Here is a 16,828-nt window from a genome sequence, read left to right as displayed (position 1 = left end):
TCCCGGTTTATCAGAAGGCGCCCCAAAAAAAGCGGCAGATTTACGAGACTGGCCGTTTGCTGTCAGTCGTGGGAGCTGTTTCGCCCCTAGCTATGCGAAAGACTCGTCGAATCCAAGCGTTTGGTCATGTGCATAACGACGCACGCAGGCACCTTCATGCTGATGGGAGTCGAAAGGTCTCAGGAATTGAGCGGAGAGCTTTGGATATTGCCTGGCGCTCGATCTGCAGCCTGCGCGCAATTTCTGACTGGTTGAAACCGAGTTTCTGGAGCACAGCTATCTGCTTTTTTCGGTCAGAAAACCGTGTGTCGACCATGAGGCGAGCGATATTTCTGAGCTCTGCCTCATCCGCCACCTGAACCGTCAGGCTGAGCATGTACTGAAAGAAGTACGAATCGACAAGCTCGTCACCTGATTTGGCTTGAGGCTTCGCTCGTATCGCGCATTGTCTGCTCAATCTCGCCAGTTCAAGGTCAAACTGCGCTACGGCCCTTTTTGCTTGCCTATACGCAGGATTCCAGCTGCCATCATGCGTCTTTGGACGATGCGTTGTGCAGTAAAGGTTGCTCAGGCGTAGATGCTCGTCGGGGTCGCGCTGACCCTCTCCAGTCACGAAGGATGCTAGCTCGGCTTGACTGCCACAGAACCTACAAAAGCCTTTCAAGCGCTGGTTGTTTAAGCCGCCTACATCTTCAGATGACGGTTTCTTGCGCTTACATGCCGTCACCAATTCGATCAGCGTCTCGAGCGTCGCAATAAAGCAGCGATCTTTCTTCGACTGTTGGTCGTGGGTCAAAACAAACGCACGTAGCAGTTGCTGCTGCAAGCGGATCATGGCGGGAAACCCTACCAGTTTCATGATCGCACTGAACGCCACGCCTGTACCGGCTCCAGGTATATGCCCTTGGTAGCGCGCAGAAATCTTCTTGGCGTACGCCGCAACGGCTGGGTCGATTAGCTCCTCTACCAGCCTTGCGATTGGATAGCGTTTCGAGGCCGTGGAGTAGGCGCTCCAGCGGTCACCGAACTGTTCTATGGCCTCCGAAACGGTGACGTCACACCCTTCCCAAATGGCTATGGTTGATTGTTTTTTCATGTCAACCATTTTAGCCAATCATTCCGTCGAAGCAATAGGCACCCAAAGGCACGATCAGGCACTCATTCGCAGTGACTGGTAGGGCCTAGCAATGCATACATCGAATAGAAAACTCATCGACAAAAAGACGCTCCTGACGATGATTCCGCTGTGTGAGCGCACGATCTATAACTTTGAAATGAAGGGGAAGTTCCCGCGCCGAATTGCGTTGAGTAGCCGCAAGGTTGTCTGGGATTTAGCTGAGGTTGAACAGTGGATAGATACATGCAAGGAGGCAGGCCCCGCGCGTAGGCCGGGAAAGGCGGTCTAAGCGGTGCGGGGTGCTATCCCGCAGCTTGCGCTGTTCAGTCCCGGGGACGAGGCGCAGATGTATCACGATAGTACTAGGAGCGGTTTTTTCTCACTGCTCGTCGATTCTCGTGGTGGAAAGCGGCAGTCCTCTCACCGCTTGGCTGACATGCCAAAAGTGCTTGGTGTGTTGGACAAAAACGTTGACACTTGGATTTCGCAGGCTGAGTTCATCCGGCCCAATCGGCGCGTCGTCAATCTGTTGCGGCTGGGCCTTCTGTTCGCTGACCTCGATACCTACCGCGTGCCCACCTTGGCTAGTCGAAAGCCCGACGAGCTGGCCGCCTCCGTGCTGTTCCTTTGCGCCGACGCGGGGTTGCCCGTGCCCTCGATACTGATCTACAGCGGCCGAGGCATACAAGCAAAATGGCTGCTTGAGGGTACGTTACCTCGGCAAGCCTTACCCCGCTGGAACGCCTGCCAACGTTACCTTGTAGATCGCCTTGCACACGTCGGTGCCGACCCCATGGCCAAGGACGCGAGCCGCGTGCTGCGCACCGTGGAGACGGTCAACAGCAAGAGTGGGGAAGTCTGTCGTGTGGTTCACGTCCAAAGCGGCAATGACGGCCAGCCGGTCCGCTACAACTTCGAGTATCTGGCCGAGACACTGCTGCCGGAGGCCCGCTGGACTATCGAGCAGCAACGGCAAGAACAGGCCGAGAGCCGCACCAAGAAAAAGCCTTTCCTTTTGGTGCCGGGAGGCAAAGCCGACAACCTGCGAGGATTCTCAGGCCGACAGCTTGCTTGGGATCGCCTCGAAGACCTGCGCAAGCTGGCCGAGCTGCGCGGCGGCGTCGGAGAGGGCAGCCGGATGCAGCACCTGTTCTGGCGGCTTAACTTCCTGCTGCTGTCCGGGGCGACCAACAGCAAGCAGATGTACCACGAAGCGGCAGCGCTGGCCCGCGAACTCGATCCGCAGTGGAACAGCCGTTCCAAGGAGCTGATGACGCTGTTCAGCAAGGCTAAAGCCTACGAGGCCGGGGAGAAAGTTACCTTTGGCGGTAAGGAGTTCGCTCCCCTTTATACGCCCAAGAACGACACCCTTATCAACCTGTTCAGGATCACCGTCGACGAACAGCAGCACCTCAAGACCATCATTGGTACGGGGATGGCACGAGAGCGCGACAGGAAGCGCCATGAAGCTAGAAGGCGTGCCAACGGTGTGCTGGACCGTGATACGTATGAAGGCAATTCCCTAAGTCGTAAGCGGCCTTGGGAAGGTCTTGGGATGAGTCGCGCCACTTGGTATCGCGCTGGTAAGCCACCAGTCGATGGAAATGTGTGAGACAAGTCCGTCCGTATTACTAATGGCAAAGCCTGTGCGCTTTTTGATTGGAGTGCCGTAAGTATCTGCTCTGTCGGGGTACATAGGACTGTCCTGTATCTGTGGTGTTGAGGTCCGACGGCAGTTTAGGGGATTGCAGCGTGTGTGATAGGGCGCGCTGAGACAAGTCCGTGCGTATTACTAGTATGGTGGTGAATCGCATTTGCTCGGAGCACGTTCACGTCGGGATGTCTGAAAAATGAAACCCCGCACTCAAGCGGGGTTTTGTGTGATCAGTGATTGTCGGAATCCTTACCTCTTTGGGCTTCCTGAGCAATTCGAATAGCTGCCAAAGCTTGCTGGTTCAACACAGCGCTATTTCTGCTGCCCAGCAGTGGTAGACGATTCAGGGCTTGTGCTCCGCAAAACATTCGATAGGAAGCCGACATAGCAAGTGGGCTTAAACGAAGCTGCAAAGCAGTCCAGTGGCGATCCAGGGTATCGAGCTGAGGCCCATAGCCTTTTTTGCGTAGCCACTGACCAAGCGCCCACATGCCGATTGCGGAGACCGATGCGAACACTGCGAATGCTGCGAACTTCAAAATTGCGATCATGGTTGTTTCTCCGGTTGGTCGTTGCTTGAGGCCATTCCTGGCACATTTAGCGATGTCAGTTGGCCGGGGGTGGAATTGCTTTCAGAGGCCGGACGGATAAGGTTGGACTCTGCTTCTGCAGCATCTCCGTTTTGGGGCGGAACGGTCATATTGGCCTCATCAGAAGCTGGTGATGAAGAGCCGGCACCAAGAGAAAAAGAGTGCGCGTTTTCCATACCCGGCACAGCTATTGAGGCCATCACTCCGAGTGCCTTCGCTCCGCCATTGGCTGCTTGGGAAAGTGCGCTGCTGGAGCTGACAACGCTCCCTTGATGTGTCGCTGGTTGGTGTTTGTCATTGGTGCCTTGGGTGTTTGTTCCAGCCTGATCGGTGGCCTGCTTAGCGCTGCTCGCTATTTGCTGTGGGGCCGCGCTCCCACCTACTCGAGCACCGGATGCCGCTGCTCCTTTGGCTGCTGCTTGTCCACCCGTGCTTGTACCGATGCTAGGGGTTGCGCTGCCGCTGGAGGCGGTCGCCGCAGGCGCACCGGCAAAGCTGGAGTTGATCGAGGTGGCCAGACCGCCGCCAGCCCCACTGGCACCGGCGGCAACGCCAGTCCCGGAAGTACCGAGAGCACCAGCTGCAGGAGCGGCAGCCCCAGCCGTGGCGATAGTGGCTGCAGCAGCTGCCGCCCCGGCAGCACTAGCCACTGCCATTCCACCAATGGCCGAGCCGCCGCCCATTGATGTGCCGCTAATCATGCCGCCGATTAGGTCAGGAATCGTCTTCGTCAGGTAGCAGCACACCAAGGCTAAACCGACCATTGTCATCAATGAGGCTTCGTCGTTGGTGTAGGCAGCTAACCATTCTTTGGCCGACTGTACGATCAGCCCGACGATCAAAGTCAAGACAAACAACTTCGCGCCGATTGCCACGGTGAACCGCATGGGCGCAATTGCGAGATCACGTGTCCATTGCGAGCCGCCAAAACCGTAGAACAGCACTGACGCGTTGATGATTACGTAGGCCTCTACGAGCGTCACAAACATAAACGCTGCGATAAAGGCGAAGCACGCCAAGACCAGTATCGCGCATACTGCGATCAGAACTCCTTTGCCCGGAGAGAACACTGAAATGCCTTTCACCATAGTGCGGCCGAAGTCCAGGGCTACCGCGAGCATATCGCCGGGTTCTAACGCTCGGCCAAGACCGCTCGCCGATGCGGCCGCGTCGCGGAAGCTGTCAACAATGGCTGTCGACCATTCCACGGAGTAGGTCATTACCGCCAGGAAGAAACCGATCACCATGATGAAGCGCAGCAGCTCTCCGACTATCTCGCCCAAATCAGCTTGTTTCATGACAAGAGGCATAAACGTCCAGATGAACTGGATGGTGGCGAGCAGCCAAAATAATCTTATCGCGCAGTCGTACAGCTTTCCTGACCACTGGTGAGACTGCTGCAAAACAAGATCTAGAAGGCCTTGAACCCAGGTGTCGGCATGGGACAGGTCTGTTGCAGCCACCGCATTTCCGGCCAAGAGCATGCTAGCTAGGGCAATAAACAACAGCAGGCGACGTTCCATAATCAGTACCCCTTAACGCCGCCGCGAGAGTTAGGACGTTCCTCAAAAGAGGCATCTGCGTCATGCTGCTTCCTCTGCTGCTCAAACGTCACAGCGCAGTCGGTATCGCCGTGAATGACCACAGTGGTAACTGAGCCCACCATTGCGGCCCCGGCACAAATGAGGGTCATGAACCATTTCGAGATAACCATCCTCAATACCCCTTCACGCCGCCGCGTTTACTTTCACGCGCTTCAAACTGCTGCTCGGTTGCTTCGCTAGCGGCTTTTCGGTCGCCTTGCTGAGCCATGTAATTACCCTGCATATTGATTTGCGTGGCCACCAGATCGCGAAGCTTTTGGAGCTGTTGCACGTTCTGCGAGGCTATTTCGTTGCCCGCCTGAATAGCTTGCATCCGCCCTACGGCGGTTTGCGAGCGTGCCATCATGCGATTGAGCAAGGCGTCTTCCGACTGGAAAGTGCTGGTGTTGAGGTTCGCCGCTTCCATTGCCGTTTTGGCGTTGTCGCGGCCTTGCTCCGACCATTCTTTATAACGATTCCGTATCGGAGCTTCTGCCGAGTTTGCCGCTTGTTGAAGGTAGGATTCGAAGCCTGGAAACGCAGCATTGAACTGTGCATCCATGTTCTCAATTTGACGGCCCAGCGCCTGCGAACGTTGATAAATATTAACCACGCTTCAAGGTCGGCAGCGATGCTCCCAAACATCGAGTTGGGTAGCCCAGTGCCTTGTGTGACCATGTTTTGGTACTGCTGTATCTGAGTTTGAAGTTGCTCTGCCGTATTTAGTGCTGTGTTGACCTGTTCGGCATACTCAAACATCTGTTGATAAAACGTCGAGCAGTTTGCGCAATAGATGGCGTAAGCAGGGGAGGGCGCAGTGTATATACCCACTCCGACGAATGTACTCGCCAGCGCGATAGTAAGCCTTACGTTTCGACCTGACTTTCGGGAAGCATAAATCAAGGGTTTTCTTGGTTCCAGCTCCATATCGAATTCCTCATCTGTGACGCTCGAGTTTTGATTATTCACTGATATGGAGAGGTTATAAATATGCGGATAGTTTTCTATCCGCCTTCACTCGCTTGGAAAGTCCCGAAAGTGTACCGAAATCAACAGAGGGGAGGCGCCCTTGGTCTGCGTTCTTAATTGCGGATGACAGTGTTTAATTAAGGCAATTTAGTGCAATTTAGCGAAATTAAACGCAACTCAAGGCAACTCAGGTATAAAAGCTAGAGTTTGAGAAGGTTTTTGGGGGTGTAATGCTGTAAGGAATCGAAAGTTGTCTTAAATTTATTTGAACTGCGCTTATTCGGACGGCAAGATGTGTGTTGTACGGGTACGGGCAAGCCCGTTCCCATACAACACCGCCCCTTATTCGCCTTCGGCTCAACGGAATCTTGCTCTGCGAGGCCCCGCCCCAGCCGCTGCCGCGTCTAAAGCTGAAACAGCAAAAGGAGCACCAGCCATGACAGATGACACCAAAAGAAAGGCCACGCCCCGCCGACGCGGGAAACCGATAGAGGTGTGGGTGACGGACGAAGAAAAGGTCGCGATTACTGAGCGAGCCGAAGAGGCGGGAATGTCCCGCTCGGGCTATCTGCGGGCTTTGGGTTTGAACACGCCCATTCGCTTAGTCGTCGACCTGAGGGCGGTAGCTGATCTCGGCAAGATCAATGGCGATTTAGGACGAGTTGCGGGCTTGTTGAAACTTTGGCTGTCGGAAAAAAATGGCCAGGGAGCAAGATCGGTCGAGATCGAGCGAATGATGTTTGAATTTCGTGAGTTGCAGGCGGGTATTCGGGAAAAAATGAGCGCCGTCGTTTTTGCTCGAAAAGCGTGACTCTGACGCCTGCACCCTCTGGATTGTGCAATCCAGTTCAGGGATGGCAGGTACTAGATTTGTGTCTCGACTTACCATCGTCCTAGGACTTTTCTTGCAGTCTCTCGCGAGCAGCTACTATCAGGATTGCACTGCGGGGCAATGATGCTAGCTTGGGTGTCACGAAGTGCTTACTCACGGGGCCGCCGCAGGGAGAATGGCGATGTTCGAAGAAACAGTCCGCGCATTAAAAAAGCTTGGCGAAGAAAGCTCTACCGTTGCGATCGCCGCAGACGACGACAACTACTTTGATCGTGAGTGTCCCGCCCCAGAATGCTTATCCCAGTTTAAGGTTCTGATGGCAGATTGGGAGGGCAAGGTTAGGGACGAAGAAGTGTTTTGTCCGTTTTGCGGTCATACCGCTGATGCTCAAAGTTGGTGGACGCAGGAGCAGCTGAATCATGCTCGGGACGTTGCTCTAGCGAAGGTTCAAGCGGCGTTAGGTGGAGCACTTTGCCTTGATGCGCAGAGATTTAACCAGAGACAGGCAAAGGGTGGATTCATATCGATAAGCATGAAGGTGGACAGCAGACCTCAGCATGTCCCGATCCCTTATGCCGCGGCAGCGCCCATGCGTCTCAAGATATCCTGTGGCGATTGTGGGTGTCGGTATGCCGTTGTTGGGGCGGCGTATTTCTGTCCGTCTTGCGGGGCAAATGCTGCGGAGCTTGTCTTCGACCTCACGGCCGAGGGTATTCGCCAGTCGCTTGAAGCAGTGGGCGCCATAAGAGCCGCAATTCCAGACGCAGACACTGCTGAAAACACATGTCGTATAATCGTTGAAAGCGCTTTGCAGAACGCGGTGACGGCATTTCAAAGGATTGCAGAAGCTCTTCACGAGCGTATAGCTCCGACAGTGAAGGTCCGGCGCAACGCATTTCAGAACCTTGCCGAGGGTTCAGCTCTTTGGGCTGCCGCAGTAGGGCATGGTTACGATAAGCATCTTACCGCCGTTGAGCTAAAACAGCTGACAACGGCCTTCCAGCAGCGTCATCTGCTCGCACATACACAAGGTGTCGTCGACGATGATTACATCCGGAAAACCGGTGACACACGGTATAAATCTGGGCAGCGTTTGGTGATTAGGCGCGAGGCTGTGGCAGAAACCGTTAGTCTGGTCGAGCAACTGACTCACGGCATTCGCCAAGACGCCAAGGATAAAGCATAAGCTAAATTAACCGGTGGTTTGGCCAATAGTGAACCTCTTTGAAATATGGTAGAGGGCTAATAACAAAAAAAACGGTAAAAATATTCCCGTTCCGCTATTGCAGTGCGCCTAATTTTTTAATTGGGACTTACCAAAAGGGAAAAGTTACTGCAAGCTAAGGGGCTTAAATAATAACTTAGGGTGGAAATATGGAAGGCGACGTACAAGGATTATTAACGCATGATGAAATGGTCGATTTTGCGCGATTGGGTGGGACTCCGAGTGATGGCTATATGCGTGTTGTTGAGATGCTAGATAATGTGGTTAGAGAGTGCATGTACGTATCTAGGAGCTATGGTGGAATACCATCTCCTAGCACAAAACACTACTACGCATCAGTGTTATTTACTGCCCTTGTTACCAAAGGGGTAACTCTGGCCCAGCTGATGCCTTTCACGCCATGGGTTGAGAAAAAAATTGAACATTGGGACTACGCCTCTACAGCTGGTTTAGTACGGACAATGTTGGAGCTGCGGATTGCATTTTATTACTTATGCAGCGATGAATGTGACGAGGCTGAGTGGGAATGTCGATGGAATATATTAAATCTTCATGACTGTGTTGCTCGAATTCGCATGTTTACCGCGATTGAAAACGATGAGGAGATAGGGAAGCTTTCGCAGACGGCAGAGGAGATACGAGATAGGCTCAGAGCGAATATTTTTTTTGATGCATTGCCAGATAGAAAGAAAAAAACTGCGCTGCATGGGCAGTCAGCCTATCTTTATCCGTTGGAAGACATAGCTGAAAAAGCTGGTGTTGAGAAAACTCAATTTAGGTGGCTTTACGTTCTTCTATCTTCGCATGTGCATGCTTTGCCGATGTCTTTCTTTCGCATCGGCGAAGAACGTGGGAGAGGATTACCTACTCCAGTAGAGGAGGGCTACACATCGATATGTCTTTCTCTGGCATCCACATTTCTTGTAAAAACGCGCGACGAGGTCCATGATTTATTCCAGGCGTTCAAAGCACAAGCAGATGAGATAATTGAGCGTGAGAGTCGAGAGGCTGAAGAAGCATTAGCTGATCTGGATAATAACGTGAAAATAGCGCTCTCTGAGGGTATGTTAGTTGGTGAAAAAAAGGTGTTGTACACCAGTGGCGTGATAACTATCGAGGTTACTCTGGTTCAGCAGGGTAAGTTAGAAGTAAGATACCGGGATGTACGGACAGGGGCTGTAGTACTTCAAAGCACTGAGTCGGAGAGTGGGACGTATCTTGAGCTGTACGACCTTTATTTCTGGACAGTTATAGTCAATGGGGAACATGTGACTAATGATCAAATGGCATTCTTGGAGGGAGACAATTTTGCGTTTAAGGCAGATGTTCAGTCTAGAACGCTCTATTTTAAGCACGGATGAGCATTTAGTAACCGTCCACAGTTATGTAGTTAGTAAAAGGTAATAATGATTTACATCAAGAAGCTGCGTTTGGCCAGTGCTACATCTGTGTCTAAATTCAGTTTGGTCGCGCAGCGTTCATCAACAGGGCTGCGAAATCCAGCTATCCTCGATCATCTGCAGTGTAATTCGTCCGCAGTGAAGGACGATAGCTTATGGTCTAGTGCAGTAGTTGCATTGTCCCGAGCGCCAGTTTAACCAGCGGCAGTCGCTCGGGACATCGATTGGCAATAATGTTTTTTAAATTAGTCCTACCTTTGCCAAAACTTCTTGAATAAAATTCTGGGCTATGTCAGTAGGGGAGATATCTTCGTCCCATTCCAAATTTCGGCTCACTGGGTTGTATCTTTTACGAAAGAATCCACGATCCACCACCAAAAGCTCTCTGAGGGTTATACGATCTTCAGATTCAAAATCTTCCAGCTTCTTGTAGCCTCCCGCGCTGTCTTGCATTGACAGGAGTATGGTGATGGCATTTTGTCCGAAATCCCGAATATCCTGTGCTGACCGGTAATGTGAAGCAAACCAAAAAATAAATCGCTGATCAATCTCGCCATATTTAAAGTTAAGCCCAAATAACCAAGTTCTAGAGGCTCTTCCTTTAGACTTTAAGTCCAAGTACTTTTCAAAGTCTAGGCTTCCATAGTCTTTGAAATTTACTCTCATGTCGGTAAGCTGTGAATTTAATTCTGAGCAAATGCTTTCAAATTCATGCTTTAAGGAGTCATAAGTCTTTTGGGTTATCAGAAATTTTCGGTGCTCTGTTTGCTTGACTTTTTCTGAAGCTGCCTTGGCGATTTTTTCAATCCAGATGGACTTTGATTGCTCATCTCTGATTATTGATAGGTATCTCTCTGAAGTTCTAAGGACGTTCTTGGCTATTATCTCAAGAAAGTCCTCTCCATTGCCAAGGTCTGCGCTTTCGAGTGCTTCGTAGTAGTTGCGCTCTCTATCCTCTGGCTGTACTGAAGCAGGGACGTAGTTGTTTTTTAATAATACATAATCTTGAACCAATCGTGCTACGCGGCCATTCCCATCTACGAAGGGATGAATTCTGGCGAAAGCCCAGTGAATCCAGGCCGCAATTTGTATCGGGTGCGCCTCGGCAGAGTTCTCCAACCTCACAATTGATTCGATTAAACTAGGTACGTCTAAGTGAGAGGGAGGGGAGACTTTAGCTCCTGAAATCGCAACGTCAACACTTCTAAAACATCCAGCATTCTTAGGGTCTATGTTGGTAAGTATTTTTTGATGTATTTCTTTTATTAGTTGTACTGATAGTGGGGATTTATTGTCGAGGCACTCTTGTAAGTATATGCAGGCATCGGCCAGGTTGATGACCTCTTGCTGATCTTTTCGCGACCCCGCTTCAATTATTCCCGTGCTTAGAACAACAATTGTCTCTCTTCGTGAAAGCTTGTTTCCTTCAATTACTGCTGATGAATGTACTCGATCATAAAGTATTTCTGATTGAAGCTTTTCCGTGATATGAGGCTGTAACGGTCGTTGAGAGTCGATTTCTTTAATGCTTTCGTCCACTTCCGCTAGGTAGTCAGCTGTTATCCCTCGAGGAAAAAAAAGCTCTACATTTGTGACTTGATCTTGGATTTCCATAGTGGTTCCTCTCCCTGGCATAGTTTGCTGGCATTACGCTACCAATCTTCCTTCTTTCGTGCTAGTGGTAATGGTCTGGTCTGTGCGGCTGATTTGGATAGCCTAATCGCAGGTCTACAGCTACGAGAAAGTGCAGCCAGCTGAGAAGGGAGACTGCATTTGGCCGGTCTCTGCCAGCTCCGGCTGGCGTTATCGGCCAGTAGTTTCTATTGGCCTGAGCAGCTTCTTCTGGAGGCTGAGGACATTTGCGATCTAGGAGCAACTGATGAAAGACCGTAATCACGATGAGGCAATGGCAGAGCTTTTCCTGGCCGATCCGCCTTATGCTGCGGACCTACTGGCCGAAGTGGTTCGTGATGGTCATATAGATGAGTTGGCGATACTGGAGCGGCAGCTATCGGCTGCCCTTGCCGAAGGAGGCTCATCCGACTCATCAAGTGAGGGTTGATCAGTATGGTATTTTTCATGGTGTTCGGATTTTTACTTTTTCTGTATTGCTTGTTCTGTAAAGTTTTTACTGGTCTGTTGATAATAGAGTGGGAATGATTTGAACGATAAGGGCGCCGAGAGGCGCCCTTATCGTTTTAGGATTCATTGCTTGGAGATAACCAGTCAGAAATTGAGTTGCCAGCATGAAAAACTTCTTCAGCCGCCTTGTGGATTTTTACAAAAAATTCGTGAACGGACGTTGTGCTCTTGATCAAACAAGGTCGAAATATTAACTAGGAATACATGCCGACCTCTTTTGAAATAATCTTTGATTAAAGATGTTTCTTGCCCCGGGGGCTATACATTCGAATCCTTCCGTATTTATGTGGTCTTTAATATATTTTTGATTTGTCTCTTAGGGGCAATGCATCGGGCAGGTTGCGTTAATTAATGTGGGTCTTGAATGTTTGGTCCAAGCCTGAAGGCGCCGGCTTTCTCATCGTCTGGCTAAATAAACTGTCCTTGTTCATATTTAATTGTGCCTGTTGCGAAGAAAAGCGAGTCTCTAGGGCGCTCAGTTGGTCGACAAGAAAAAACTCACCTTAGCTCGCATCGCCTGTCGATGAATAGCGGCGGGGCAGGCTTGTTGCAAGTGAGTTTTAAATGCTGATCTAACTAAGGTGTTTATTTGTCAAAGGCTATGGTTGTAATTTCCCCATTTCTAATATCTACAGAGTAGCTTACGCCATTCCAGTTTTCAGCAATGAGTAATCCATCTGGATTCAATAAGATATTTGTGTAGGGTTTGTCCTGTTGCGTGCCATGGAGGCTTGCTTGTATCTGCCAAAGAATTTCTCCGTTTGCCGTTATGCCGTAAACATTCCTGTTGAATATTACTCCGGCAGGTGGGTCCACTCGGACTATAACTAAGTTGTCTTTTTCGAGTGCTTCGCTCACAGGGTGAGGAGTTGTGATGCGGTTCTCGTTAATGAAGATTTGGCCCGCGATTATTTTAAAGTTATTTTTTTTCATTGTCCAAGCCTTACGGTGTTTGTGAATGCTGAGGTCGGAAGTCGTTGAAGGAGTTCATACTGAGTCGCGTTGCCTAAGCCTCCAAATACCGGGTTAACCACCCCCGTCCTTATTCTTGTGCCTGCTGGTACCGATACTTCTGACATATAAGTTGGCAATTCTGGAAGTGCAAATTTTGATTTTATTTGGGTTGGTGTAAGACCGGTGGTTGCTTCTCGTTTCATCATCCATGAACGGGCCATATTTGTTTCTCCATGTACGCGTACATACACGTCATCAACGGTATTGGTGAATTCAGTTACTCTGGTGCCCGGCTTGTAAGGGGGAGACCAACCTTCAGGGAAGGTCCCATTCACTTCATCTGCGGAACGATAAGTGATATCGGTTCTTCTTGCATATTTTTTTGTGGCGGTTTCTTTAAACTTTTGAGTTTCGTCGATCAAAGCCTGGTCAGCTTTTGCTAGCGGTGCCGGATCCTTCACCTTCAACTCAGGCTGAGCCAGAAGCTTCTGCTCATTCTTCGCCAACCAATCCGCATACTGCCTGTTGGAAATCTCCACCTGAAGTTTGGCGCTGCGCGTAGCGATGCTTTCCATGCTGTTCATCACCCCGGCCTTCATCTGGCCGCGAGCGAGGTAGGTGACTATGGCCGTCAACAGCAGCAACACCAATTGCTCCTGCCCACGCGCCAGTTGTCGTGCTGCGCGTTCGGTTCGCTCCTGGATCTGCGCTGAGGAGCCGCCGGTAGGATCAAGCCCTTCTGGCTTGACGCCGCCGGTGGCGCCACCATGGCCACACTTCGGGGGCACCTTCAGCAAAGCGTCAGCCGAATGAATACTGAATGTGTATCGCAGCAGCCATCGCTTAAGTTTCTCAAAACGCAGGTGTATCGTATTCGCCTTTCATAAAGCCTCTCATCCAGTGCTTTGAATTCCCCCCTGCTTTTTGAACAGGTAGCGTTTGCAATGTCTTTCACCCGTCGACAAATTCTCGGAGGTCTGGCCGGTCTTGCCGTTGTCGGGCTGGGCGCCGGAGGTGCCGCGCGCTATTGGCTGGGCCGCGCGGGGCCGGGAGAAGGGCACGACTATGAACTGATCGCTGCGCCGCTGGATGTCGAACTGGTGCCGGGCTTCAAGACCCCGGCCTGGGCGTTCGGTGCCTCGGCGCCGGGCACGGAATTGCGGGTGAGGCAGGGCGAATGGTTGCGGGTGCGATTCATCAACCGTTTGCCGGTGGAAACAACTATTCATTGGCATGGCATCCGGTTGCCGCTGGAGATGGATGGCGTGCCCTACGTGTCTCAGCTTCCGGTCAAGCCAGGTGAGTACTTCGACTACAGGTTCCGCGTGCCTGACGCAGGCAGTTATTGGTATCACCCGCACGTCAGCAGCAGTGAGGAGTTGGGGCGGGGGCTGGTGGGGCCGTTGATTGTCGAAGAGCGCGAGCCCACCGGATTTGCCCATGAGCGTACCGTCAGCCTGAAAAGCTGGCATGTGGATGAGCAGGGCGCCTTTACCGATTTCAGCGTTACCCGTGAGGCCGCTCGCGAGGGCACGGCCGGGCGGCTATCGACCATCAACGGAGTGCCTCAAGGTGTGGTGGAGTTGCCAGCGGGGCAGATCACTCGCGTGCGCATCCTCAACCTCGACAACACCGTCACTTACCGGCTGAACCTGCCGGATGCTGACGCGATGATCTATGCGCTGGACGGCAACCCGGTGAAGCCCCGCCCGTTGGGGAAGGATTACTGGCTCGGCCCAGGCATGCGCATCTGTCTGGCGATCAAAGCCCCGGCAGCAGGCGAAGAGGTGTCGCTGCGCAACGGTCCGGTGCGGTTGGGCACGTTTCGCTCGGTCGCCACTCACGATGCGCCAGGTGATTGGCCGCCCGAGCTGCCGGCCAATCCGGTGGCCGAACCGGATCTGGCCAACGCCGAGAAGCTGAACTTCAATTTCGAATGGGCGGGGGCGGTGTCAGTCAATGTTGATAATGGCAAGCCTCCGAGCCTGTGGCAGATCAATGGCCAAGCCTGGGATATCACCGACAAGACGTGCGCCGACCGGCCCATCGCTCGGCTCGAGAAGGGCAAGAGCTACATCTTCGAATTGAAGAACATGACTCAGTACCAGCACCCGATTCATCTGCACGGCATGAGCTTCAAGGTGATCGCGTCCAATCGCAAAGAAATCATCCCCTATTTCACCGATACGTACCTGTTAGGACGAAACGAGCGCGCGCGGGTTGCGCTGGTGGCGGATAATCCCGGGGTGTGGATGTTCCACTGCCATGTGGTCGATCACATGGAAACCGGCCTCATGGCCGCTATCGAGGTGTCTTAATGCGGCAGCCGCCAATCATCGATCGCAGCCGCGATCAGCATTTCATGCGCGAAGCCCTGGCACTCGCCGCTCAGGGAGCGATGCTGGGGGAAGTTCCGGTGGGCGCGGTGGTGGTGCACGATGGGGTGATCATCGGCCGGGGTTACAACTGCCCGATCAGCGGCAACGACCCAAGCGCCCACGCGGAAATGGTCGCTATTCGCGCGGCAGCGCAAGCCGTCAGCAACTACCGTCTGCCAGGCTGCACACTGTACGTGACCTTGGAGCCATGCAGCATGTGCGCGGGGTTGATCGTGCACTCGCGCGTCGGTCGTGTGGTGTTCGGCGCGACCGAGCCTAAAGCTGGCGTGGTGCAGAGCCAGGGGCAGTTTTTCACCCAGCCGTTTCTCAACCATCGCGTGCTGTACGAAGGCGGCGTGCTGGCGGAGGAGTGCGGCGCGGTCTTGAGTGAGTTTTTCAGGATGAGAAGGGCGAAGGGCTGATCAGGAACACGGATTGCGACAGGGCGGGTCATCCGCGAGCGCGTGCCTCGCGAAACGAGATTGGGCACAAGCCGTTAAAGAGGGGCCTTGTCTTCTGGCGGCTTGGTCTTGTCCACGCCCGGTACGTGCATGTTGCCTTCCACGATCTGACTGCCTTCCAGTTGGGGTTGAGTGACCCACGTCAGGATGTCGTAGTAACGACGGATGTTGGCGACGAAACTGACAGGCTCTCCGCCTCGCGCGTAGCCGTAGCGGGTTTTGCTGTACCACTTCTTTTGCGAAAGCCGTGGCAGCATCTTTTTCACATCCAGCCATTTGTTCGGGTTCAGGCCTTCATTTTCCGCCAGTTTGCGCGCGTCATCCAGGTGGCCGGTGCCAATGTTGTAGGACGCCAGCGCAAGCCAGGTGCGATCCGGCTCCTGGATCGTGTCGTCAAGTTGGTCCTTGACGTACGCAAAATACTTGGCGCCGCCCTGGATGCTTTGCTTGGCGTCCAGCCGGTTCGAGACGCCCATGGCCTGCGCCGTGCTCTGGGTCAGCATCATCAGGCCCCGCACCCCGGTCTTGGAGGTGACGCCCGGTTGCCAGAGTGACTCCTGATAACCGATGGCGGCCAGCAGGCGCCAGTCGACCTGTTCGGCCTTGGCCGCCGCCTGGAAGTGTTTCTCGTATTTGGGCAGGCGTTCCTGCAAGTGCTGGGCGAAGGTGTAGGCACCGACATAGCCGAGTACGTCCACGTGCCCGTAGTAGCGGTCCTTGAGCCGCTGCAGCATGCCGTTCTTCTGCATCTTGTCGAGGAAGCCATTGATCTCGTTCAACAGGCTGTTGTCATCGCCCAATGCCACGGCCCATCGCTGATCCCGGCCATCCCCGAGATCAAAGGCCACTCGCACGTTGGGGAAATACACCTGGTTCATCGCCAATTCGTTGGAATCCACCAGCGTGAGGTCAATCTGCCCTTCGTCGACCATGCGCAGCAGATCGACCACCTCGACCTGATCGGATTCCTCGTACTCGATGCCCGGGTACTTGAGCTTCAGCGCAGCCAGTTGTTCGGCATGGCTGCTGCCTTTGAGAACCAGGATCTTCTTGCCGACCAGATCGGCCGGGTCGGTCGGCCGTGATTGGCCGTTTCGGTAGATGACCTGCGGTGTGACTTCCAGGTAGGAATGAGAGAACCGCACCTGTTTGGCACGCTTTTCGGTGCTGACCAACCCGGCGGCCGCCAATACGGGCCCTCCCGGCTTGTTCATCTGGTCGAACAGGTCATCGAGGTTGTCGGCGGTTTCGATCTTCAGCTCCACGCCCAGATCGTCGGCGAAACGCTTGACCAGTTCGTACTCGAAACCGGTTTCACCGTTACGATCCTGAAAGTAGGTTGCGGGGCTGTTGCGAGTGACCACGCGCAGGACGCCATCCTCCTTGACTCGTTCCAGCGTGTTGGGTTTTTCAACACAGGCGCCGAGCAGCAGGAAGATTCCGGTTGCGATGAGCCACCTGGCGCAGCGTGGACGGAAATCCGATGGGGAAAACATCGGTGCAGTATACGCAAAGCGCGCTGA

14 protein-coding genes and 2 pseudogenes are annotated in these 16,828 nt (G+C 53.0%); 8 read left to right on the top strand and 8 right to left on the bottom strand.

Annotated features, from left to right (window positions below; all coding sequences use genetic code 11):
- Positions 1-154: 154 nt before the first annotated feature.
- Positions 155-1,105 carry a LuxR family transcriptional regulator gene (locus tag DBP26_RS01660; protein ID WP_108235867.1) on the bottom strand — a complete coding sequence of 317 codons (951 nt, stop codon included), beginning with the start codon at positions 1,103-1,105 and terminating at the stop codon, positions 155-157.
- Between the two features lie 82 nt (positions 1,106-1,187).
- Between DBP26_RS01660 and DBP26_RS01655 the strand changes: the two genes are divergently transcribed.
- Positions 1,188-1,406, top strand: coding sequence for an AlpA family phage regulatory protein (locus DBP26_RS01655; RefSeq protein WP_108235866.1), 219 nt, complete (start codon positions 1,188-1,190; stop codon positions 1,404-1,406).
- Between the two features lie 57 nt (positions 1,407-1,463).
- The gene (locus DBP26_RS01650) at positions 1,464-2,729 is read left to right on the top strand and encodes a replication protein (RefSeq protein ID WP_108236037.1); all 1,266 of its coding nucleotides are present in this window, start codon (positions 1,464-1,466) and stop codon (positions 2,727-2,729) included.
- Positions 2,730-3,001: 272 nt separating this feature from the next.
- Here the strand turns inward: DBP26_RS01650 and DBP26_RS01645 are convergent, their stop codons facing one another.
- The 3 genes and pseudogenes from DBP26_RS01645 to trbJ form a co-directional block, all read right to left on the bottom strand.
- A complete protein-coding gene (locus DBP26_RS01645; RefSeq protein ID WP_108235865.1) occupies positions 3,002-3,322 on the bottom strand; it encodes a hypothetical protein in 321 nt (106 codons plus the stop codon).
- Positions 3,319-4,884, bottom strand: coding sequence for a P-type conjugative transfer protein TrbL (gene trbL / locus DBP26_RS01640; protein ID WP_108235864.1), 1,566 nt, complete (start codon positions 4,882-4,884; stop codon positions 3,319-3,321). The genes DBP26_RS01645 and trbL overlap by 4 nt, the downstream gene beginning before the upstream one ends.
- Before the next feature lie 193 nt (positions 4,885-5,077).
- Positions 5,078-5,871: pseudogene (gene trbJ / locus DBP26_RS01630) on the bottom strand (P-type conjugative transfer protein TrbJ).
- 478 nt (positions 5,872-6,349) lie between these two features.
- Between trbJ and DBP26_RS01625 the strand changes: the two are divergent.
- The 3 genes from DBP26_RS01625 to DBP26_RS01615 all read left to right on the top strand — a co-directional run bounded on the left by DBP26_RS01625 (position 6,350) and on the right by DBP26_RS01615 (position 9,331).
- On the top strand, positions 6,350-6,724 hold the full coding sequence (locus tag DBP26_RS01625) for a CopG family transcriptional regulator (RefSeq protein ID WP_108235862.1): 375 nt from the start codon (positions 6,350-6,352) through the stop codon (positions 6,722-6,724).
- A gap of 202 nt (positions 6,725-6,926) precedes the next feature.
- Positions 6,927-7,931: a hypothetical protein gene (locus tag DBP26_RS01620; protein WP_108235861.1), complete on the top strand. Its 1,005-nt coding sequence runs from the start codon at positions 6,927-6,929 to the stop codon at positions 7,929-7,931.
- 188 nt (positions 7,932-8,119) lie between these two features.
- Positions 8,120-9,331 (top strand): DUF5677 domain-containing protein, encoded by a 1,212-nt coding sequence (locus DBP26_RS01615; RefSeq protein WP_256600375.1) that lies wholly within the window; start codon positions 8,120-8,122, stop codon positions 9,329-9,331.
- Between the two features lie 279 nt (positions 9,332-9,610).
- Here the strand turns inward: DBP26_RS01615 and DBP26_RS01610 are convergent, their stop codons facing one another.
- Complete coding sequence (locus DBP26_RS01610) at positions 9,611-10,984, bottom strand: Fic family protein (RefSeq protein ID WP_108235859.1); 1,374 nt, start codon at positions 10,982-10,984, stop codon at positions 9,611-9,613.
- 265 nt (positions 10,985-11,249) lie between these two features.
- Here DBP26_RS01610 and DBP26_RS01605 point away from each other — a divergent pair, with 265 nt between their 5' ends.
- Complete coding sequence (locus DBP26_RS01605; protein ID WP_108235858.1) at positions 11,250-11,432, top strand: hypothetical protein; 183 nt, start codon at positions 11,250-11,252, stop codon at positions 11,430-11,432.
- Between the two features lie 665 nt (positions 11,433-12,097).
- On the opposite strand, the gene DBP26_RS01600 is transcribed toward DBP26_RS01605, so the two are convergent.
- Together DBP26_RS01600 and DBP26_RS01595 are read right to left on the bottom strand one after the other, a co-directional pair.
- Positions 12,098-12,445, bottom strand: a complete 348-nt coding sequence (locus DBP26_RS01600) for a hypothetical protein (RefSeq protein ID WP_108235857.1) — start codon at positions 12,443-12,445, stop codon at positions 12,098-12,100.
- Positions 12,446-12,894: 449 nt separating this feature from the next.
- A pseudogene (locus tag DBP26_RS01595) lies at positions 12,895-13,218 on the bottom strand (DUF6861 domain-containing protein); the annotation flags it as partial.
- A gap of 192 nt (positions 13,219-13,410) precedes the next feature.
- Between DBP26_RS01595 and DBP26_RS01590 the strand changes: the two are divergent.
- On the top strand, positions 13,411-14,784 hold the full coding sequence (locus DBP26_RS01590; protein WP_108235856.1) for a multicopper oxidase family protein: 1,374 nt from the start codon (positions 13,411-13,413) through the stop codon (positions 14,782-14,784).
- The gene (gene tadA / locus DBP26_RS01585; RefSeq protein WP_108235855.1) at positions 14,784-15,266 is read left to right on the top strand and encodes a tRNA adenosine(34) deaminase TadA; all 483 of its coding nucleotides are present in this window, start codon (positions 14,784-14,786) and stop codon (positions 15,264-15,266) included. Before DBP26_RS01590 ends, tadA begins: the two co-directional genes overlap by 1 nt.
- A gap of 74 nt (positions 15,267-15,340) precedes the next feature.
- On the opposite strand, the gene mltF is transcribed toward tadA, so the two are convergent.
- Positions 15,341-16,801 (bottom strand): membrane-bound lytic murein transglycosylase MltF, encoded by a 1,461-nt coding sequence (mltF, locus tag DBP26_RS01580; protein WP_108235854.1) that lies wholly within the window; start codon positions 16,799-16,801, stop codon positions 15,341-15,343.
- Positions 16,802-16,828: the final 27 nt, after the last annotated feature.

This window comes from Pseudomonas sp. RIT409, assembly GCF_003052515.2.
GTDB lineage: Bacteria > Pseudomonadota > Gammaproteobacteria > Pseudomonadales > Pseudomonadaceae > Aquipseudomonas.
This window is presented reverse-complemented; position numbering and strand designations above follow the sequence as displayed.

Bases quoted from the DNA above. Each gene is read 5' to 3' on its own strand.
- DBP26_RS01660 (WP_108235867.1), bottom strand. From the start codon at position 1,105: ATGGTTGACATGAAAAAACAATCAACCATAGCCATTTGGGAAGGGTGT.
- DBP26_RS01645 (WP_108235865.1), bottom strand. From the start codon at position 3,322: ATGATCGCAATTTTGAAGTTCGCAGCATTCGCAGTGTTCGCATCGGTC.
- DBP26_RS01625 (WP_108235862.1), top strand. From the start codon at position 6,350: ATGACAGATGACACCAAAAGAAAGGCCACGCCCCGCCGACGCGGGAAA.
- DBP26_RS01620 (WP_108235861.1), top strand. From the start codon at position 6,927: ATGTTCGAAGAAACAGTCCGCGCATTAAAAAAGCTTGGCGAAGAAAGC.
- DBP26_RS01590 (WP_108235856.1), top strand. From the start codon at position 13,411: ATGTCTTTCACCCGTCGACAAATTCTCGGAGGTCTGGCCGGTCTTGCC.
- DBP26_RS01655 (WP_108235866.1), top strand. From the start codon at position 1,188: ATGCATACATCGAATAGAAAACTCATCGACAAAAAGACGCTCCTGACG.
- DBP26_RS01615 (WP_256600375.1), top strand. From the start codon at position 8,120: ATGGAAGGCGACGTACAAGGATTATTAACGCATGATGAAATGGTCGAT.
- mltF (WP_108235854.1), bottom strand. From the start codon at position 16,801: ATGTTTTCCCCATCGGATTTCCGTCCACGCTGCGCCAGGTGGCTCATC.
- tadA (WP_108235855.1), top strand. From the start codon at position 14,784: ATGCGGCAGCCGCCAATCATCGATCGCAGCCGCGATCAGCATTTCATG.
- DBP26_RS01610 (WP_108235859.1), bottom strand. From the start codon at position 10,984: ATGGAAATCCAAGATCAAGTCACAAATGTAGAGCTTTTTTTTCCTCGA.
- DBP26_RS01600 (WP_108235857.1), bottom strand. From the start codon at position 12,445: ATGAAAAAAAATAACTTTAAAATAATCGCGGGCCAAATCTTCATTAAC.
- trbL (WP_108235864.1), bottom strand. From the start codon at position 4,884: ATGGAACGTCGCCTGCTGTTGTTTATTGCCCTAGCTAGCATGCTCTTG.
- DBP26_RS01605 (WP_108235858.1), top strand. From the start codon at position 11,250: ATGAAAGACCGTAATCACGATGAGGCAATGGCAGAGCTTTTCCTGGCC.
- DBP26_RS01650 (WP_108236037.1), top strand. From the start codon at position 1,464: ATGTATCACGATAGTACTAGGAGCGGTTTTTTCTCACTGCTCGTCGAT.